We start from the raw sequence: 13,574 nt of genomic DNA, 5'->3' as shown, positions 1-13,574 counted from the left end.
TTTCAGGGGCGGGTGAGGGGTTCCGCTTGGTAAGCCCGGTGCAGCGCTTCGATGAACGACGGCGCTTCCGGCAGCGGCGTGGTGCCGATCCGGCGCACCGCGATCCCCGGCGTCCACGAGTTCATGACCACCGCGCCGCCGAGCCCCGGCAGGTCCGCGCGGGTGATCTCCTGGACCCGTTGCGGCACACCGAGCCCCTCCAGACGCCGCTGGACGATGCCCATCGTCGTTCCCCGCAGCAGACCGGCTTCGGGCCACACCACCGTATCGCGATCCCAGAAGGCGAGGTTCCAGATCGTCGCCTCACTCAATCTGCCCTCACGGTCCACGAACGCCGCGTCGTCGAACCCTTCGCCGACGGCCTGCCGCTGGAAGTGCGTCTTCGCCGTCTCGCCCGTGTGCTTGATGGCGGGGAGGAAGCGCTCGTGCTCGACGACCGCCAGCGCCAGCGGACCCGCCGGGCCGGACGCCGGGGGCCGGGTGCGCACCAGGACTTCGAGTTCATCCGGCAGATGGATCGTCACGGTCAGGGAGACGTCGGCGGGACCGGACTCCAGCGCCTTGCGCAGACAGGACCGGATCCGGTCGTCGGGGAGGGCGTCACCGAACAGCTCCAGCGAGGCGGTCCGGAGCCGGTCCAGATGCAGGTCGAGACCGCGGATCCGGCCGTCACGCACCTGCATGGCCGTGAAGTGGGCGAAACCGGCGAAGGCGAGCGGCGCCAGGTCTTCGGCGGTCGCCGTCCGGCCGTTCCGCTGCGCGACAGGAGAACTCATGTCCGCACGGTAATCCGGTTGCGGCCGCTCCGGCCGCGCGGGAAAGATCCGCCGGTGTCCGTATCGCGTTCCGAACTGCTGCGCTGGCAGTTCGACCTGACCTGGTCGTTGTTCGACCACCACCTCGCCGCGCCGGCGCCGGAAGACTTCCTCTGGGAGCCCGCCGCCCTGTGCTGGACGGTGCGCCCGGACGGCACTCCCGACTGGGCCGATACCGAACCCGAACCCGTCCCGGTCCCCACGATCGCCTGGCTCACCTGGCATATCGGCTGGTGGTGGAGCGTCGCCCTCGATCACGCGAACCGACGCACCCCACGTGAGCGCGAGGAGATCACTTGGCCGGGTGAGGACTCCGCCATCGCCTGGTTGCGCGGACTGCGCGAGGAATGGCTGGTCGTGCTGGAACGCTTGACCGACGACGACTTGGACGTGTCCTCCGGCTACCCGTGGGGCGAGGAAGCCGGACTCACCTTCGCGCACACGGTCGCCTGGGTGAACTCCGAGCTGATGAAGAACGTGTCCGAGATCGGGCAGCTCAGGTTGCTGCGATCCGCTCGCCCCAAAGCATCGGGCTGACGGCGACGGGGTAGTCGTCGAGCGCGTACGACCTCCCGGCGAGCTTCACCCGGACCGGCGTATCCCCTTGATGCGCCAGCAAAGTCCGCTTCAGTTCGAGGACGGCGTCCTCGGTCAGCCGCTCGGCGGTCGCGTGCAGGGTCAAGGGCGGTTCCTCGTCTTCCGCGGCGGAAAGATCGAGGAGTCTATCGGCCACTCCCCACGGTTGTACGATTCCGGCCTGTCGCGGCGATTGGACCCAAGGCGCACAGGCGTTGTCCGACAAGCGACACGCGGCAGGCGACAACCCTGGGTTGTACGAGGAGGACACGGTGGAACTCGACCTCGGCGCGGTGCGCGCTTTCGTCGCGGTGGCCGAGGACCGGTACTTCAGCGAGGCGGCGATCCGGTTGGAGATGAGCCAGCAGGCGATCTCCAAACGGGTCGCGAAACTCGAAGCGGACCTCGGCGTGCGACTGCTGTCGCGGACACGCGGCGGGGCCGAGCCGACCGAGCACGGCGAGGAGTTCCTCAAGCACGCTCGCGCGCTGATCAGCCTCGCGGACCAGGCCGTCGAGCGCCTTCACGGAAGGCGCCGCCCACTGCGCGTCGACGTCCTCGGCACGCGCTTGGCGACCATGGAAGTGATCCGCGCCTTCCACGCCGATCACGACGACGAACTGGAACTCGTCACGCCCGGACTGGGCGCGGTGCGCCGTCCGATGCCGCCCGAGTCGGTCGATGCCGCTTTCGCCCGGGTCAGCACCGTGACGGACCCCGCGATCGGCCGCACACCCGCCTATCTGGAGCCGGCCCACCTGCTGGTCGGACGGCGGCACCCGCTCGCGCGACGGCGGCGGGTCGAGATGGCGGAACTCGACGGCCTCACGGCCTGGATGCCCTACAACGCGCGGGCCAGCGAGTGGGCGGAATTCTGGCAGGAACTGTGCCCGGCGTTCGGCATCCTCGTCGACACCGACGGCCCGAACTTCGGGCTGGAACACCACATCGAGGTACTCAGCGGATCGAAGGACCGCCTCGGCTTCGTCGGCGCGAAGATGCACGTGCCGTGGCATCCGGACGTCGTCCGGATCCCGCTCGTCGACCCGACTCCGGTGTACCCGTTCTCCCTGCTGTGGCGGCACGAAAACCGGCACCCCACGCTGCCTCTGCTGATCGAGCACGTCCGGACCGGGTACCGGCCGTTCGACGCGGATCGGCAGTGGTTGCCGGTGGCGGACCGGGCGGCGATGGGCGCCCAGGGCTGAGGACTCGAGCACCCACTTGCCTAACTATACGAACGATCGTACGTTTGGTTGGTGACCTTCGAACTCGTCCAAGCCCTGGCCGTCGCCAAGAGCAGACAGGACGTCCCCGCCGCACTGGACCTGCTCCATCCGGACATGACCCTTGAAACCCCCGCCTTCGGCACGACAGCGAAGGGCCGAGCCGAGAACGAGAAGGCGCTCAAGCGCTTCTTCGCCACCTTTCCCGACTACGACGTCACCCTCGACGGCCACGTGAGCGACGGCGCGACGCTCGTCTGCTGGGGCACCGCGCGGATGACCATGACCGGCGACCGGTTCGGCGTCGTGCCCCACGGCGGGCGCGCCGAACTCCCCGTGTTCATCCAGTTCACCTTCGCGGACGGCCTCATCGCGTCCGAACGGTTCTTCTTCGACCTCTCGGCGCTCTGCGCCCAGTCCGGCGTCTCGACCGACGCCGTCCGGCGAAAGGTTTTCGGCTCGTGATCACGCGCGTGAAGGACGTCGGAGAACTCCGCACGGAGCTGCTCTTCGACCTCGTCGTCGACCTGCACCCGCGGCTGGACATCGGCGGCGGCCGGGTGTTCTTCGGCGCCGCAGGTGGCGCGTTCGAGGGCCCGGACCTGCGCGGCGAGGTGCTTCCGATCGGCGGCGACTGGGCCGTGTTCCGTCCCGACGGGACGATGACGCTCGACGTCCGGCTGACCCTGCGCACCCAGGACGACGCGCTGCTGCACATGACCTACGGCGGTCGCTGGCGGATCCCGGCCGGGCTCCGCGCCGAAGTCGCCGACCCCGCGACCCGGCATCTGGTCGATCCGGCCCGGTACTACTTCCGGACGAATCCGCTGTTCGAGACCGGTTCCGAGCGCTACTCCTGGCTGAACGACGTCGTCTGCGCGGGCTCGGGCTACCTGGTCGAGGACGGGATCGCGTACCGGGTCGCCAGGATCCTCTGACCCATGTGCACGATGCGCGAAGGCCCGCCGGTACGGAAAAGTGGACGTATGGGCGAGGGGCTGATCGGCGCGAGGGTGACCCGGCAGGAGGACGTCCGCCTGCTCACCGGCCGGGCGCGGTACATCGACGACGTCCGCTTGCCGGGGATGCTCGAGGCCGCGATCCTCCGCAGTCCCCTGCCGCACGCGCGGATCGTGCGCGTCGACGTCACCGCCGCGAACGCCCATCCCGGCGTGTTCGCCGTGATCACCGGCGAGGACGTGCTGGCGAGCACCAAGGCACCGCAGCCGGTGATCTGGGCGAACCTGCCGGACATGCGGGTGTCCGAGAGCCACGCGCTGGCCGTCGGCAAGGTGCGGTATCCCGGGCAGGGCGTCGCGGCTGTCGCGGCGAAGGACCGGGCGACCGCAGAAGACGCGCTGGAGCTGATCGAGGTCGAGTACGAGGAACTCCCGGCCGTCAGCACGCTCGAACAAGCGCTGGCGGACGGCGCGCCGAAGCTTTACGAAGACTGGCCGGACAACATCGCCGGCACCGGCACCATCCCGATGGGTGACGTGCGCGCCGCGTTCGCCGAGGCCGACGTCGTGCTCACCGAATCGTTCCGCTTCGCACGCCAGATGGGCACGCCGATCGAAACACGCGGCGTGGTGGCGACCTGGGATCCGTTCACCGACCGGCTCGACGTCTGGCTCGCGACGCAGGCACCCAATCTGGCGCGGGAACTGTTCGGTGAGGTCTTCGGGCTCTCGATGGACCGGATCCGCGTGCGCACTCCCGACGTCGGCGGCGGCTTCGGGAACAAGTTCGACTTCTACGCCGAAGAGGTCCTCGCGGCGATCCTCTCGCGACGCACTGAGAAGCCGGTCAAGCTCATCGAGGACCGGGCGGAAAGCTTCGTCGCCAACGCGCACTCGCGCGAGCAGAAGATCGACGTCGAACTCGCGGCCAAGAACGACGGCACGATCACCGGTCTGCGCGCCACGGTGTACGGCGTCCTCGGTGGCGTGCTCGGGACGGTCGGCCCCAGCCCGTGCTGGACGACGACCGCGCTGCTGACCGGGCCGTACGCCATCCCGAACGTGGAACTGAGCCTCGTCGCCGTGATGACGAACCGCTCGCCGTACGGGTCGTTCCGCGGGTACGGGCTGCCGAAGGCGAACTTCGTGCACGAACATCTGGTGGAACAACTGGCGAAACGCCTCGGCCTCAACGCGCACGCGGTGCGGCGCAAGAACTTCATTCCGCCGGAAGCCTTTCCCTACCAGAGTCCGGTGTTCGTCTACGACAGCGGCCGCTACGAAGAGTGCCTGGATCTCTGTCTGAAGGCGGTCGAAGACGCGGGCTGGGCGGAACGCCGCGGAAACGGTGTCGGCATCGGGTATTCGTTCCACAACGAACTGACCGGCTTCGGGCCGAGCCGGATCATCAACCTTTCCGGCCTGGGGCATTCCGGTTTCGACGAGGAGGTCGTGCGAGTCGACTCGACCGGCCACGTCACCGTCTACACCGGACTGTCCGCGATCGGCCAGGGCATCCACACGACGCTGGCGCAGGTGGCCGCGCACACGCTCGGCGTCCCGCTCGACCACGTCACCGTGCTGTCCGGGGACACCGACAGCTGCCCGTACACCGGCTACGGCACGGCGGCGAGCCGAGGAGCGGCCGTCGGTGGCGCCGCCGTGCTGAACGCGTCGACCCGGCTGCGGGCGAAAATCCTGCGGGTGGCCGGGCACATCCTGGAGGCCTCCCCCGACGATCTGTCCCTTGAGGACGGTGTCGTGTCGGTGAAAGGCGTGCCGGGCAAGGAGGTCACGCTGGCCGCGATCGGCGACGCGGCATACCGGCGGCTGAACGGTGTCTGGCCGGAAGACGAAACGCCGACCCTGGAGGAGCGGGAAGTCTACGACCCGATCAACGTCGCGACGGCGTTCGGCTGCACCGCCGTGCTCGCCCAAGTCGACCGTGAGACCGGCGTGGTGACGCTGCTGGACTACCTGATCGCGCACGACTGCGGCACGGTGATCAACCCGACGATCGTGGACGGGCAGTTGCACGGCGGTGCGGCGCAAGCGATCGGCGGCGCGCTGTACGAGGAGCTGGTCTACGGTGCCGACGGGCGGATGGAGACCACTTCGTTCACCGGCTACCTGCTGCCGACCGCGACCGAGATCCCGCCGTTTTCCGTGTCCCATATGGCGACGCCGGCCGAGCATGTCCCCGGCGGGTTCAAGGGGATGGGGGAAGCGGGGGTGATCGGCGGTGGCGCGGCGATCGCGCACGCTGTCGAGGACGCGCTGCGCGACTACGGCGTCGAAATCACTTCGCTGCCGATCACGCCGCCCCGGCTGCTGGCCGCGATGAAGCGGGGGACCCACCGATGAAGGCCGCGCCGTTCGACTATCTCCGGGCGTCGTCGGTCGAGGAGGCCGTCCGGGCTCTGGGCACACCGGACTCGCTGGCACTGGCAGGCGGGCAGAGTCTGGTGCCGTTGCTGAACCTGCGCCACGCTCGGCCGTCGCTGGTGGTCGACATCAACCGTGTCGACGAGCTTTCCTTTCTGCGCAAGGAGAACGGGCGCCTGGAAATCGGCGCGCTCACCCGGCACCGGGTCGCCGAGACGTCCGACGTCGTCCGGTCGGACGTTCCACTGCTCGCCGAAGCGCTCGGTCACGTGGGGCATGTGGCGATCCGGAACCGGGGCACGATCGGCGGCAGCCTCGCGCACGCCGACCCGGCCGCGGAGCTGCCCGCGGTGATGGTCGCGCTCGACGCCGAATTCGCCGTCCACGGGCCGGACGGCGAACGGACGATCGCCGCACGGGACTTCTTCCTCGGCCCGTATCGGACCGCGTTGGGGGCCGGTGAACTCCTGACCCGGATTTCGGTGCCGGTGCTTCCCGGCGGCTGCGCCGTCGAGGAACTGAGCCGTCGCAGCCGTGACCTCGCGCTGGTCGCCGTCTTCGCCACCGTGACGATGTCCGGCGGCGTCTGCGAAACCGCGCGGATCGCCGTCGCGGGCGCGGGCCCCACGCCGATCCGGGCCATCGCCGCCGAAGCGTCGCTCACCGGCCGGCCCCTGACGGACGGTGTGATCGCCGCCGCGGCCGATCTCGCCGCCGCCGCGACCGACCCGCCCGGCGACCTCCACGCCCCGTCCGGCTACCGGCGCGAGATGGCCGCGGTCCTCACCAGGCGGGCGATCACGCGAGCGAAGGAGGGCGCATGATCACGGTCACCCTGACGGTGAACGGACGGACCTACCGCGCCGACTGCGAACCGCGCCGGACGCTGGCCGACTTCCTGCGCCACGACCTGGGTTTCACCGGGGTGCACGTCGGCTGCGAACACGGCGTCTGCGGCTCGTGCACGATCACCCTCGACGGCGCGAGCGCTCGTTCATGCTGTCTGCTGGCGGCGCAGGTGGACGGCGCGGAAATCGTCACCGTCGAGGGCCTCGCCTCGGGCGGCGAGTTGCATCCGCTCCAGGAATCGTTCCGGAAGCACCACGGCCTGCAATGCGGTTTCTGCACGCCCGGGATGCTGGCGACGGCGCTCGAGTTGCTGAAGGAGAACCCCGCTCCGACGGACGCCGAGATCCGGCAGGGGATCTCGGGAAACCTGTGCCGGTGCACGGGTTACCAGTTCATCGTGGACGCCATCCGGGACGCGGCGCCGGGCCGGTGAAGTACCTGAAGCCCCTGTGCCGGGTCGGGTCCGGGGTCAACCGACGATGTCGATCTCGAACTCCACGTTCGAGCTGTATTCGAAGTCGGCCCACACCGCGCCCGGCAGGGCGTACCGCCGGTGCGAAACCGTCTTCGGGTTGAATCCGGGCGTCTGCAAGGGATTCCCGCCGACGCCGACCTTGTCGCTGCCCCAGGCGTAGATGTTTCCCTGCCATACGGGCGCGTCGGTGATGCCGTCGCCGTCGACCCGCGGACGGACGATGATCGCGGCCGTCTCACTGCCGGAGAGCAGCAGCCGCACGGACGTGGTGGACGGGCTGGCCGAAATGGTCCTGCGTTCCATGAGTTCTGTCGTCGCCTTCCGCTTCGGGGCGGCGCCGCCGCCGGTCAAGTGGGCGTTCGTGTAGGACTCGTTGAGGTCGACACTGCTCGCGCGGATACCGGGGACCTGACCGGCGTCCGAGTACTGGTGCACGTCGTAGCGGCCCGCGGCGGCGTCGGGTTTGGCGCCGTAACGCGCGATCCAGATCACCAGGTCCGGCACGCCGAACCGGTCGGGGCGCAGCATCTTCGCGAGTGAGTTGTTCATGTACACGCCCGGCCGGAACCCGTGTCCCGCCACGCGGTTGCAGAACCTGATCGAGAAGTCCCGCTTACGCCCGTCGGGGATGTTGGGTGCCCCCGAACCCTGCGGGTTGTCCTCGAGGTCGAGCATCGGGGCGCAGCCGGTCGCCCCGAGCCGTCGGACCTCGGCGATGAACACATCCGCCTGTGCCTCAGGTGAAGGACTCGCCTGAGCGAAGTGGTAGCCCCCCACCGGGATTCCCACGGATCTCGCTCCGGCCACCAAAGCGTCTCCGGTGTTGCGGCCGCCGTTCGGCAGGCCCCCACCGTCGGTGAGTTTCACGAAAACGTAGGAAACGCCGTGGTTCTTCACGGATTGCCAGTTGGTAACGGATTGGAAGCGGCTGTAGACATCTATTCCCAGCGCCATCATTACAGCCTGACGGCCGAACGAGTTGGACAAAAGGGCCTAGTGGGCGATTAATAGGACATCCAGTTCGCCCTTTCGGGCGGCCCCTCCCTGACTGACCCGGCTCACCCGTGCCCGTACTGTGACGACCATGGCGTCTCGGAGCCCCTTTCGCTGGATGACACGGTGGGTGGACTGGTTCGAAGAGCGCGGCGTCTACGTCCCGGGCGAGGAGAGCCGCGCGGTCGACCCGATGCGTGATTTCGGCTGGCTGATCGTGGCCTGGGTGTCCGGTCTGGCGATCTTCATCCTGTTCTTCGCCATCGCCGTCTGACCCTGATCGGTGTGCCACCGAGGTGACGACTGTCACTAGCCGTACCCTTCCGATCACGGATCGGCCACGGCTGTACACCAGGTGCGCCTCAACCCGGCCGCGCCGCTCCTCTCAGCAGCAGAAGACCGTCACTCTGGACTCTTCGGCAGTAATGACTACCTCGAACGGCCCACCCGCACCGCCGACTGGAGTAACCGCACATGGCGCCCCCGCGCACCCCGAAGCTCTTGCTCACCGCCTGCTCACTGATGCTGGCGGCCGCGTGCGGGGTCCAGGCACCGGAGAAGGGGGCCGCCGCCCTCGCCGCGGACGCCCCGGCGCAAGGGCTGGCCGCCACCCACGCGGAAGGCGACCTCGCGTTCGGCGCCCCGCACCGGTTCGCGACCGGCGTCACGATCTCCGTGTCCGCGCCGAAGTCGTTCCGCCCCAGCACGTCGGCGTACCCGCAGAGCCCGCGCGCGGTGGCCTTCGGCATCGAGGTGACCAACGCGGGCGACGGGACCTACCGGCTCTCCGGCCTGTCTGTGACGGGCGAGGTCGACGGCGAAAGCTCCTCCGTCAAACAGGTCGTCGACGCCGTGCAGGGCTACAACGGCATCGCGGACGCGGGCAAGGACGTGGCGCCCGGCCGGTCCGTCCACCTGAACCTGGCGTTCGCCGTTCCGGACAAGCCGGTGAAGCTGCGCCTCCAGGTGCGGCCGAGCCCCGCGGAACCCGTCGCCGCGAAGTACTGCGGGAAGGTCTGACGCCGCCGGTTTCGCTACCGTGTGCGTCATGACCGAGCAGCGACTCTCCCCCGGCGACAAAGCACCCGACTTCACCCTCCCCGACAGCGAGGGCAACGACGTCAAGCTCAGCGACTTCCGCGGCAAGTCGGTCGTCGTCTACTTCTACCCGAGCGCCGGCACGCCGGGCTGCACGAAACAGGCCTGCGACTTCCGGGACAGCCTCGCGCAACTCAACGACGCCGGCTACCAGGTGCTCGGCATCTCCCCGGACAAGCCCGCGAAGCTCGCGAAGTTCGCCGAGGCGGAGGGGCTGACCTTTCCGCTGCTGTCCGACACGGAGAAGACCGTTCTCAAGGCGTACAGCGCCTTCGGCGAGAAGAAGAACTACGGCAAGGTCTACGAAGGCGTCATCCGCTCGACTTTCGTCGTCGACGCGGACGGCAAGATCGCGGTGGCACAGTACAACGTGCGCGCCACCGGGCACGTCGCGAAGCTGCTGCGGGACCTCTCGCTGGCGTCCTGAGCGTTTCGTCCTCTAGTTGCGGTAGTTGCACACGCAACGACCACAACTAGAGGACGAAACGCGGTGGGTCACGAGACTCAGCCCGCCAGTTTCCGGAGTTCTCCCACCAACGCCCGCAACGCCAGCCCTCGGTGCGAAGAAGCGTCCTTTTCGGACGGTTCCAGCTCAGCGGACGACCGCGTCCCACCTTCGGGCACGAAGATCGGGTCGTAGCCGAATCCGTTGGCGCCACGGCGTTCCCGGATCAGCGAGCCTCGCCATTCGCCGCGCACCACGGTCTCGTCGCCGCCGGGGACGACCAGCGCCGCCGCGCAGACGAAGGCCGCGCCCATCCGCTCGTCGGGAGTGTCGGACAGCTGCGCCAGCACGAGGTCGAGGTTCGCCTCGTCGTCGCCGTGCTTGCCCGACCAGCGGGCCGAGAGCACGCCCGGCATGCCGTTGAGCGCGTCGACGGCGATACCGGAGTCGTCCGCGATGGACGGGAGGCCGGTCGCGGCGGCCGCGTCCCGCGCCTTCGCGAGCGCGTTGCCCTCGAAGTCCGGAGCGGTTTCGGGTGCTTCGGGGAACTCGGAGACGTCGGCGAGGCCGATGACCTCGACGCCTTCGATCCCTTCCGCCACCAGGATGCGCCGGAGTTCGCCGAGCTTCTTCGCGTTGCGGGTGGCAAGGAGCAGCTTGGTCACTTCGCGCCCTTCTTCTTGTCCGTGCGCGGCTCGGGCAGTTCGCCGGGGTACGGCAGCGCGAGCGCCTCGGTCTGCAAGCGGGTCAGCTCCGCGCAGCCCTCGAGCGCCATGTCCAGCATGGTGTCCAAAGTGGACCGGGCGAAGGTGGCGCCTTCGCCGGTGCCCTGGACCTCGATCATGGTGCCCGCGTCGGTGGCGACGACGTTCATGTCGACCTCCGCGCGCGAGTCCTCCTCGTAGGGCAGGTCGAGCCGCACGCGGCCGTCGACGACGCCCACGCTCACCGCCGCCACCGAGGACGAAAGCGGCTGCGGGTCGGCGAGGCGGCCCGCCGCGCCGAGCCAGGTGACGGCGTCGGCGAGCGCGACGTAGCCGCCGGTCACCGCGGCCGTGCGGGTGCCGCCGTCGGCCTGGATGACGTCGCAGTCGATGACGATCGTGTTCTCCCCCAGCGCCGCCAGGTCGATGCAGGCGCGCAGGGACCGGCCGATCAGCCGGGAGATCTCGTGCGTGCGGCCGCCGACGCGGCCTTTGATGGATTCGCGGTCGCTGCGGGTGTTGGTCGACGACGGCAGCATCGCGTACTCGGCGGTGACCCAGCCGAGACCGGAACCGGCCCGCCAGCGGGGGACGCCTTCGGTGACGCTCGCCGCGCACAGCACCCGGGTGTCGCCGAACTCGATCAACACCGAGCCCGCCGGCCACCGCTGGAAGCCGCGGGTGATCTTGATGTCGCGAAGCTGGTCGTCGTTCCTGCCGTCTTTTCTCGCCACGGCCGTCACTCTAGAACCCCGCGTCAGAGGTCGTAGACAGCGCCCTGCTCGACCAGCTCGGCGGCGGGGAACGCGACGGCCGCCTCGGCGAGCACGGCGTCGCGGTCGGTCCAGGGCGCGACGTGGGTGAGCAGCAGCCGCCCCACCCCGGCCTTGCGCCCCAGTTCGCCCGCTTCCTTGCCGGACAAGTGGACGCCGGCGGGCCGCTCGGGCGAGTCGGTCCACGACGCCTCCGACAGCAGGACGTCGGCGCCCGCGGCGAGGTCGGTCAAGGTGTCGCAGACGCCGGTGTCGCCGGTGTAGGCGAGTGTCTTGCCGCCGTGGGCGATCCGCAGGCCGAACGCCGGGGTCGGATGGTCGACAGGGACCGCGGTGATCCCGAACGGCCCGATCTCCATGGGCTCCGCCCGCAGGACGTCGAAGGCGAAGACGTCGGAGAGATCGGTGGTCGCCCGCTCCTCCTCGTTCGCCGCGTAGGCGTAGGCGAGCCGCTCGTGCACGTCCGACGGCCCGTACACCGGCAGCCGCCGCGGCCTCGCCGGATACGGCAGCGCGGGGTGGTAGCGCCGCAGCACGGTCAGCGCGCTGACGTCGGCACAGTGATCCGGGTGGAGGTGCGAAAGGATCAGCGCGTCCAGATCGAACGGGTCGCGCAGGGCCTGCAATCCGGCGAGCGTCCCGTTGCCGAGCTCGAGCCCCAGGACGAACCCGTCCGCCTCGATCAGGTAGCCGGACGCGGCGGCGTTGGGCCCGGGAATGCTGCCGCAGCAGCCGAGGATCGTGAGACGCACTGTGACACCTTAAGCGTGGAATCGGCGATTTACGCTCGGGTGGGAGCCAGCACACCCGGAGCGAAACCCATGAACCGCTGTGCGAGCCGGGTGAACGGCTCGGCGGATCCAGTGGCGACGAACTCGTGCCGCGGCGGGGTGTCGCGTTCGGCGAGGAGATCGTTCTCGGTGAGGACTCGCACGAGGTCACGCGCGGTTTCCTCGGCGCTGGACACCAGCGTGACGTCCTGGCCCATGACGATCTGCAGCACGCCGGACAGCAACGGGTAATGCGTGCAGCCCATGACCAGCGTGTCGACCTGCGCGTCCAGCAAGGGCTCCAGATATCCCTGTGCGAGGCCGAGCACCTGGCGGCCGGTGGTGATCCCGCGTTCGACGAAGTCCACGAACCGCGGGCACGCGACACTGGTGATCTCGACGTCCGTGGCGGCGTTGAAGGCGTCGTCGTAAGCGCGGGACCGGACGGTGCCCTCGGTGCCGATCACGCCGATCCGGCCGGAGCGCGTGGCCGAGACGGCCCGGCGCGCGGCCGGGAGCACCACCTCGACCACGGGGACGTCGTAGCGCTCCCTCGCGTCGCGAAGACAAGCGGCGGAGGCGGTGTTGCAGGCGATGACCAGCGCCTTCACCCCACCCTCGACGATGTCGTCCAACGCCGCGAGCGCGTACTCGCGCGCCGTCGCGATGGGCAGCGGACCGTACGGGTTACGGGCGGTGTCGCCGACGTAGCGCAGCTGCTCACCGGGCAGCTGCTCCAGGATCGCCCTGGCGACGGTGAGTCCGCCCACTCCGGAATCGAAGACGCCGATGGGGGCGTCGGCGCTCGGCTTGGTCACCCGGCGAGGCTACCCGGACCGGCGGAGGTCACTTTCCGGGCTTGGGTCTTGCCCATCCGCGCCACCACCCAGGCCGCGAAGACCCCGGACAGCGCGCCGAACAGATGGCCCTGCCACGAGACGCCCGGATCACCCGGAAGCAGTCCCCAGAGCATCCCGCTCCAGATGCCCAGCAGCACCACGGCCACCAGGATCTGCCCGACGGCCCGGTTGAAAATACCCCTGACCAGCAGGAACGCGAGCCAGCCGAAGGCGACGCCGGATGCGCCGACGGTCACCGTGTTGTCTGGCGCGATCAGCCAGACACCGAGCCCGGAGAGCACCCAGATGATGGCGGTGACCAGCACCCACCGGCCGATACCCGCGGCCATCGCGAGGAAGGCGAACACCAGGACCGGGACGGTGTTGGAGAACAGATGCCCCCAGCCCGCGTGCAGCAACGGCGCCCAGAGCACGCCGTCGAGGCCAGAGACATCGCGGGCGAGGATGCCGCCCTGGTCGAGGTCGGCGGGCAGCACCACGTCGACCAGCTCGACCAGGTAGAGCAGCACGGTGAAGGCCAGCGCCACGAGCACGGCGGCCTTCGGGTTCGGCGGCAGGACGCGTTTGGCCGGATCCGTACCGGACGACTCGCTCGCCGGGACCGGCTGGGAAGGCATGGTGGTCACCTCCCCAGGCTACGACGGGG

18 protein-coding genes are annotated in these 13,574 nt (G+C 69.5%); 10 read left to right on the top strand and 8 right to left on the bottom strand.

All coding sequences use genetic code 11. The annotated features are described in order from the left end of the window. Positions 1 to 2: 2 nt before the first annotated feature. Entirely contained in the window at positions 3 to 776 is a 774-nt protein-coding gene (locus tag BS329_RS18840; RefSeq protein WP_076162536.1) for an aminotransferase class IV family protein, read from the bottom strand. A 54-nt stretch (positions 777 to 830) separates the two neighbouring features. On the opposite strand from BS329_RS18840, the gene BS329_RS18835 reads away from it, so the two are divergent. Beyond that, positions 831 to 1,352, top strand: a complete 522-nt coding sequence (locus tag BS329_RS18835; RefSeq protein WP_076162535.1) for a DinB family protein — start codon at positions 831 to 833, stop codon at positions 1,350 to 1,352. On the opposite strand, the gene BS329_RS18830 is transcribed toward BS329_RS18835, so the two are convergent. Beyond that, positions 1,312 to 1,548, bottom strand: coding sequence for a hypothetical protein (locus BS329_RS18830; RefSeq protein WP_425266369.1), 237 nt, complete (start codon positions 1,546 to 1,548; stop codon positions 1,312 to 1,314). The genes BS329_RS18835 and BS329_RS18830 overlap by 41 nt on opposite strands. 115 nt (positions 1,549 to 1,663) lie before the next feature. Between BS329_RS18830 and BS329_RS18825 the strand changes: the two genes are divergently transcribed. The 6 genes from BS329_RS18825 to BS329_RS18800 are packed head-to-tail and all read left to right on the top strand — an operon-like array spanning position 1,664 to position 7,243. After that, a complete protein-coding gene (locus tag BS329_RS18825; RefSeq protein ID WP_076162813.1) occupies positions 1,664 to 2,599 on the top strand; it encodes a LysR family transcriptional regulator in 936 nt (311 codons plus the stop codon). 51 nt (positions 2,600 to 2,650) lie between these two features. Next, on the top strand, positions 2,651 to 3,082 hold the full coding sequence (locus BS329_RS18820; RefSeq protein ID WP_084749922.1) for an ester cyclase: 432 nt from the start codon (positions 2,651 to 2,653) through the stop codon (positions 3,080 to 3,082). Continuing rightward, complete coding sequence (locus tag BS329_RS18815; protein ID WP_076162533.1) at positions 3,079 to 3,555, top strand: DUF3237 domain-containing protein; 477 nt, start codon at positions 3,079 to 3,081, stop codon at positions 3,553 to 3,555. The genes BS329_RS18820 and BS329_RS18815 overlap by 4 nt, the downstream gene beginning before the upstream one ends. Positions 3,556 to 3,603: 48 nt before the next feature. After that, a complete protein-coding gene (locus BS329_RS18810) occupies positions 3,604 to 5,940 on the top strand; it encodes a xanthine dehydrogenase family protein molybdopterin-binding subunit (RefSeq protein ID WP_076162532.1) in 2,337 nt (778 codons plus the stop codon). Continuing rightward, positions 5,937 to 6,785 carry an FAD binding domain-containing protein gene (locus tag BS329_RS18805; protein WP_076162531.1) on the top strand — a complete coding sequence of 283 codons (849 nt, stop codon included), beginning with the start codon at positions 5,937 to 5,939 and terminating at the stop codon, positions 6,783 to 6,785. Before BS329_RS18810 ends, BS329_RS18805 begins: the two co-directional genes overlap by 4 nt. Beyond that, positions 6,782 to 7,243, top strand: coding sequence for a (2Fe-2S)-binding protein (locus BS329_RS18800; RefSeq protein ID WP_076162530.1), 462 nt, complete (start codon positions 6,782 to 6,784; stop codon positions 7,241 to 7,243). Before BS329_RS18805 ends, BS329_RS18800 begins: the two co-directional genes overlap by 4 nt. Positions 7,244 to 7,279: 36 nt before the next feature. Here the strand turns inward: BS329_RS18800 and BS329_RS18795 are convergent, their stop codons facing one another. Continuing rightward, on the bottom strand, positions 7,280 to 8,239 hold the full coding sequence (locus tag BS329_RS18795) for a glycoside hydrolase family 25 protein (RefSeq protein ID WP_279628162.1): 960 nt from the start codon (positions 8,237 to 8,239) through the stop codon (positions 7,280 to 7,282). 130 nt (positions 8,240 to 8,369) lie between these two features. Between BS329_RS18795 and BS329_RS18790 the strand changes: the two genes are divergently transcribed. From BS329_RS18790 to bcp, 3 genes are all read left to right on the top strand, one after another. Next, positions 8,370 to 8,552, top strand: coding sequence for a hypothetical protein (locus BS329_RS18790; RefSeq protein WP_076162529.1), 183 nt, complete (start codon positions 8,370 to 8,372; stop codon positions 8,550 to 8,552). A 200-nt stretch (positions 8,553 to 8,752) separates the two neighbouring features. Then, positions 8,753 to 9,298: a hypothetical protein gene (locus BS329_RS18785; protein WP_076162528.1), complete on the top strand. Its 546-nt coding sequence runs from the start codon at positions 8,753 to 8,755 to the stop codon at positions 9,296 to 9,298. 28 nt (positions 9,299 to 9,326) lie between these two features. Further along, complete coding sequence (bcp, locus tag BS329_RS18780; protein WP_076162526.1) at positions 9,327 to 9,803, top strand: thioredoxin-dependent thiol peroxidase; 477 nt, start codon at positions 9,327 to 9,329, stop codon at positions 9,801 to 9,803. 77 nt (positions 9,804 to 9,880) lie between these two features. Here the strand turns inward: bcp and rdgB are convergent, their stop codons facing one another. Genes rdgB through BS329_RS18755 form a run of 5 tightly spaced genes read right to left on the bottom strand, consistent with a single transcriptional unit; the run spans position 9,881 to position 13,545 of the window. Further along, complete coding sequence (gene rdgB / locus BS329_RS18775) at positions 9,881 to 10,486, bottom strand: RdgB/HAM1 family non-canonical purine NTP pyrophosphatase (protein WP_076162524.1); 606 nt, start codon at positions 10,484 to 10,486, stop codon at positions 9,881 to 9,883. Further along, on the bottom strand, positions 10,483 to 11,259 hold the full coding sequence (gene rph / locus BS329_RS18770) for a ribonuclease PH (protein ID WP_076162811.1): 777 nt from the start codon (positions 11,257 to 11,259) through the stop codon (positions 10,483 to 10,485). The genes rdgB and rph overlap by 4 nt, the downstream gene beginning before the upstream one ends. A 23-nt stretch (positions 11,260 to 11,282) precedes the next feature. Then, positions 11,283 to 12,050 (bottom strand): MBL fold metallo-hydrolase, encoded by a 768-nt coding sequence (locus tag BS329_RS18765; RefSeq protein WP_076162522.1) that lies wholly within the window; start codon positions 12,048 to 12,050, stop codon positions 11,283 to 11,285. A gap of 29 nt (positions 12,051 to 12,079) precedes the next feature. Further along, complete coding sequence (gene murI, locus BS329_RS18760; protein WP_076162520.1) at positions 12,080 to 12,886, bottom strand: glutamate racemase; 807 nt, start codon at positions 12,884 to 12,886, stop codon at positions 12,080 to 12,082. After that, positions 12,883 to 13,545: a rhomboid family intramembrane serine protease gene (locus BS329_RS18755; RefSeq protein WP_076162518.1), complete on the bottom strand. Its 663-nt coding sequence runs from the start codon at positions 13,543 to 13,545 to the stop codon at positions 12,883 to 12,885. The genes murI and BS329_RS18755 overlap by 4 nt, the downstream gene beginning before the upstream one ends. Positions 13,546 to 13,574: the final 29 nt, after the last annotated feature.

The sequence above is a fragment of the Amycolatopsis coloradensis genome (genome assembly GCF_001953865.1).
Lineage (GTDB): Bacteria > Actinomycetota > Actinomycetes > Mycobacteriales > Pseudonocardiaceae > Amycolatopsis > Amycolatopsis coloradensis.
The sequence above is the reverse complement of the archived record's forward strand: the minus strand, read 5'-3'. Positions and strand labels throughout refer to the sequence as shown.

Bases quoted from the DNA above. Each gene is read 5' to 3' on its own strand.
- BS329_RS18840 (WP_076162536.1), bottom strand. From the start codon at position 776: ATGAGTTCTCCTGTCGCGCAGCGGAACGGCCGGACGGCGACCGCCGAA.
- BS329_RS18810 (WP_076162532.1), top strand. From the start codon at position 3,604: ATGGGCGAGGGGCTGATCGGCGCGAGGGTGACCCGGCAGGAGGACGTC.
- BS329_RS18805 (WP_076162531.1), top strand. From the start codon at position 5,937: ATGAAGGCCGCGCCGTTCGACTATCTCCGGGCGTCGTCGGTCGAGGAG.
- BS329_RS18800 (WP_076162530.1), top strand. From the start codon at position 6,782: ATGATCACGGTCACCCTGACGGTGAACGGACGGACCTACCGCGCCGAC.
- BS329_RS18795 (WP_279628162.1), bottom strand. From the start codon at position 8,239: ATGGCGCTGGGAATAGATGTCTACAGCCGCTTCCAATCCGTTACCAAC.
- BS329_RS18790 (WP_076162529.1), top strand. From the start codon at position 8,370: ATGGCGTCTCGGAGCCCCTTTCGCTGGATGACACGGTGGGTGGACTGG.
- BS329_RS18785 (WP_076162528.1), top strand. From the start codon at position 8,753: ATGGCGCCCCCGCGCACCCCGAAGCTCTTGCTCACCGCCTGCTCACTG.
- bcp (WP_076162526.1), top strand. From the start codon at position 9,327: ATGACCGAGCAGCGACTCTCCCCCGGCGACAAAGCACCCGACTTCACC.
- BS329_RS18755 (WP_076162518.1), bottom strand. From the start codon at position 13,545: ATGCCTTCCCAGCCGGTCCCGGCGAGCGAGTCGTCCGGTACGGATCCG.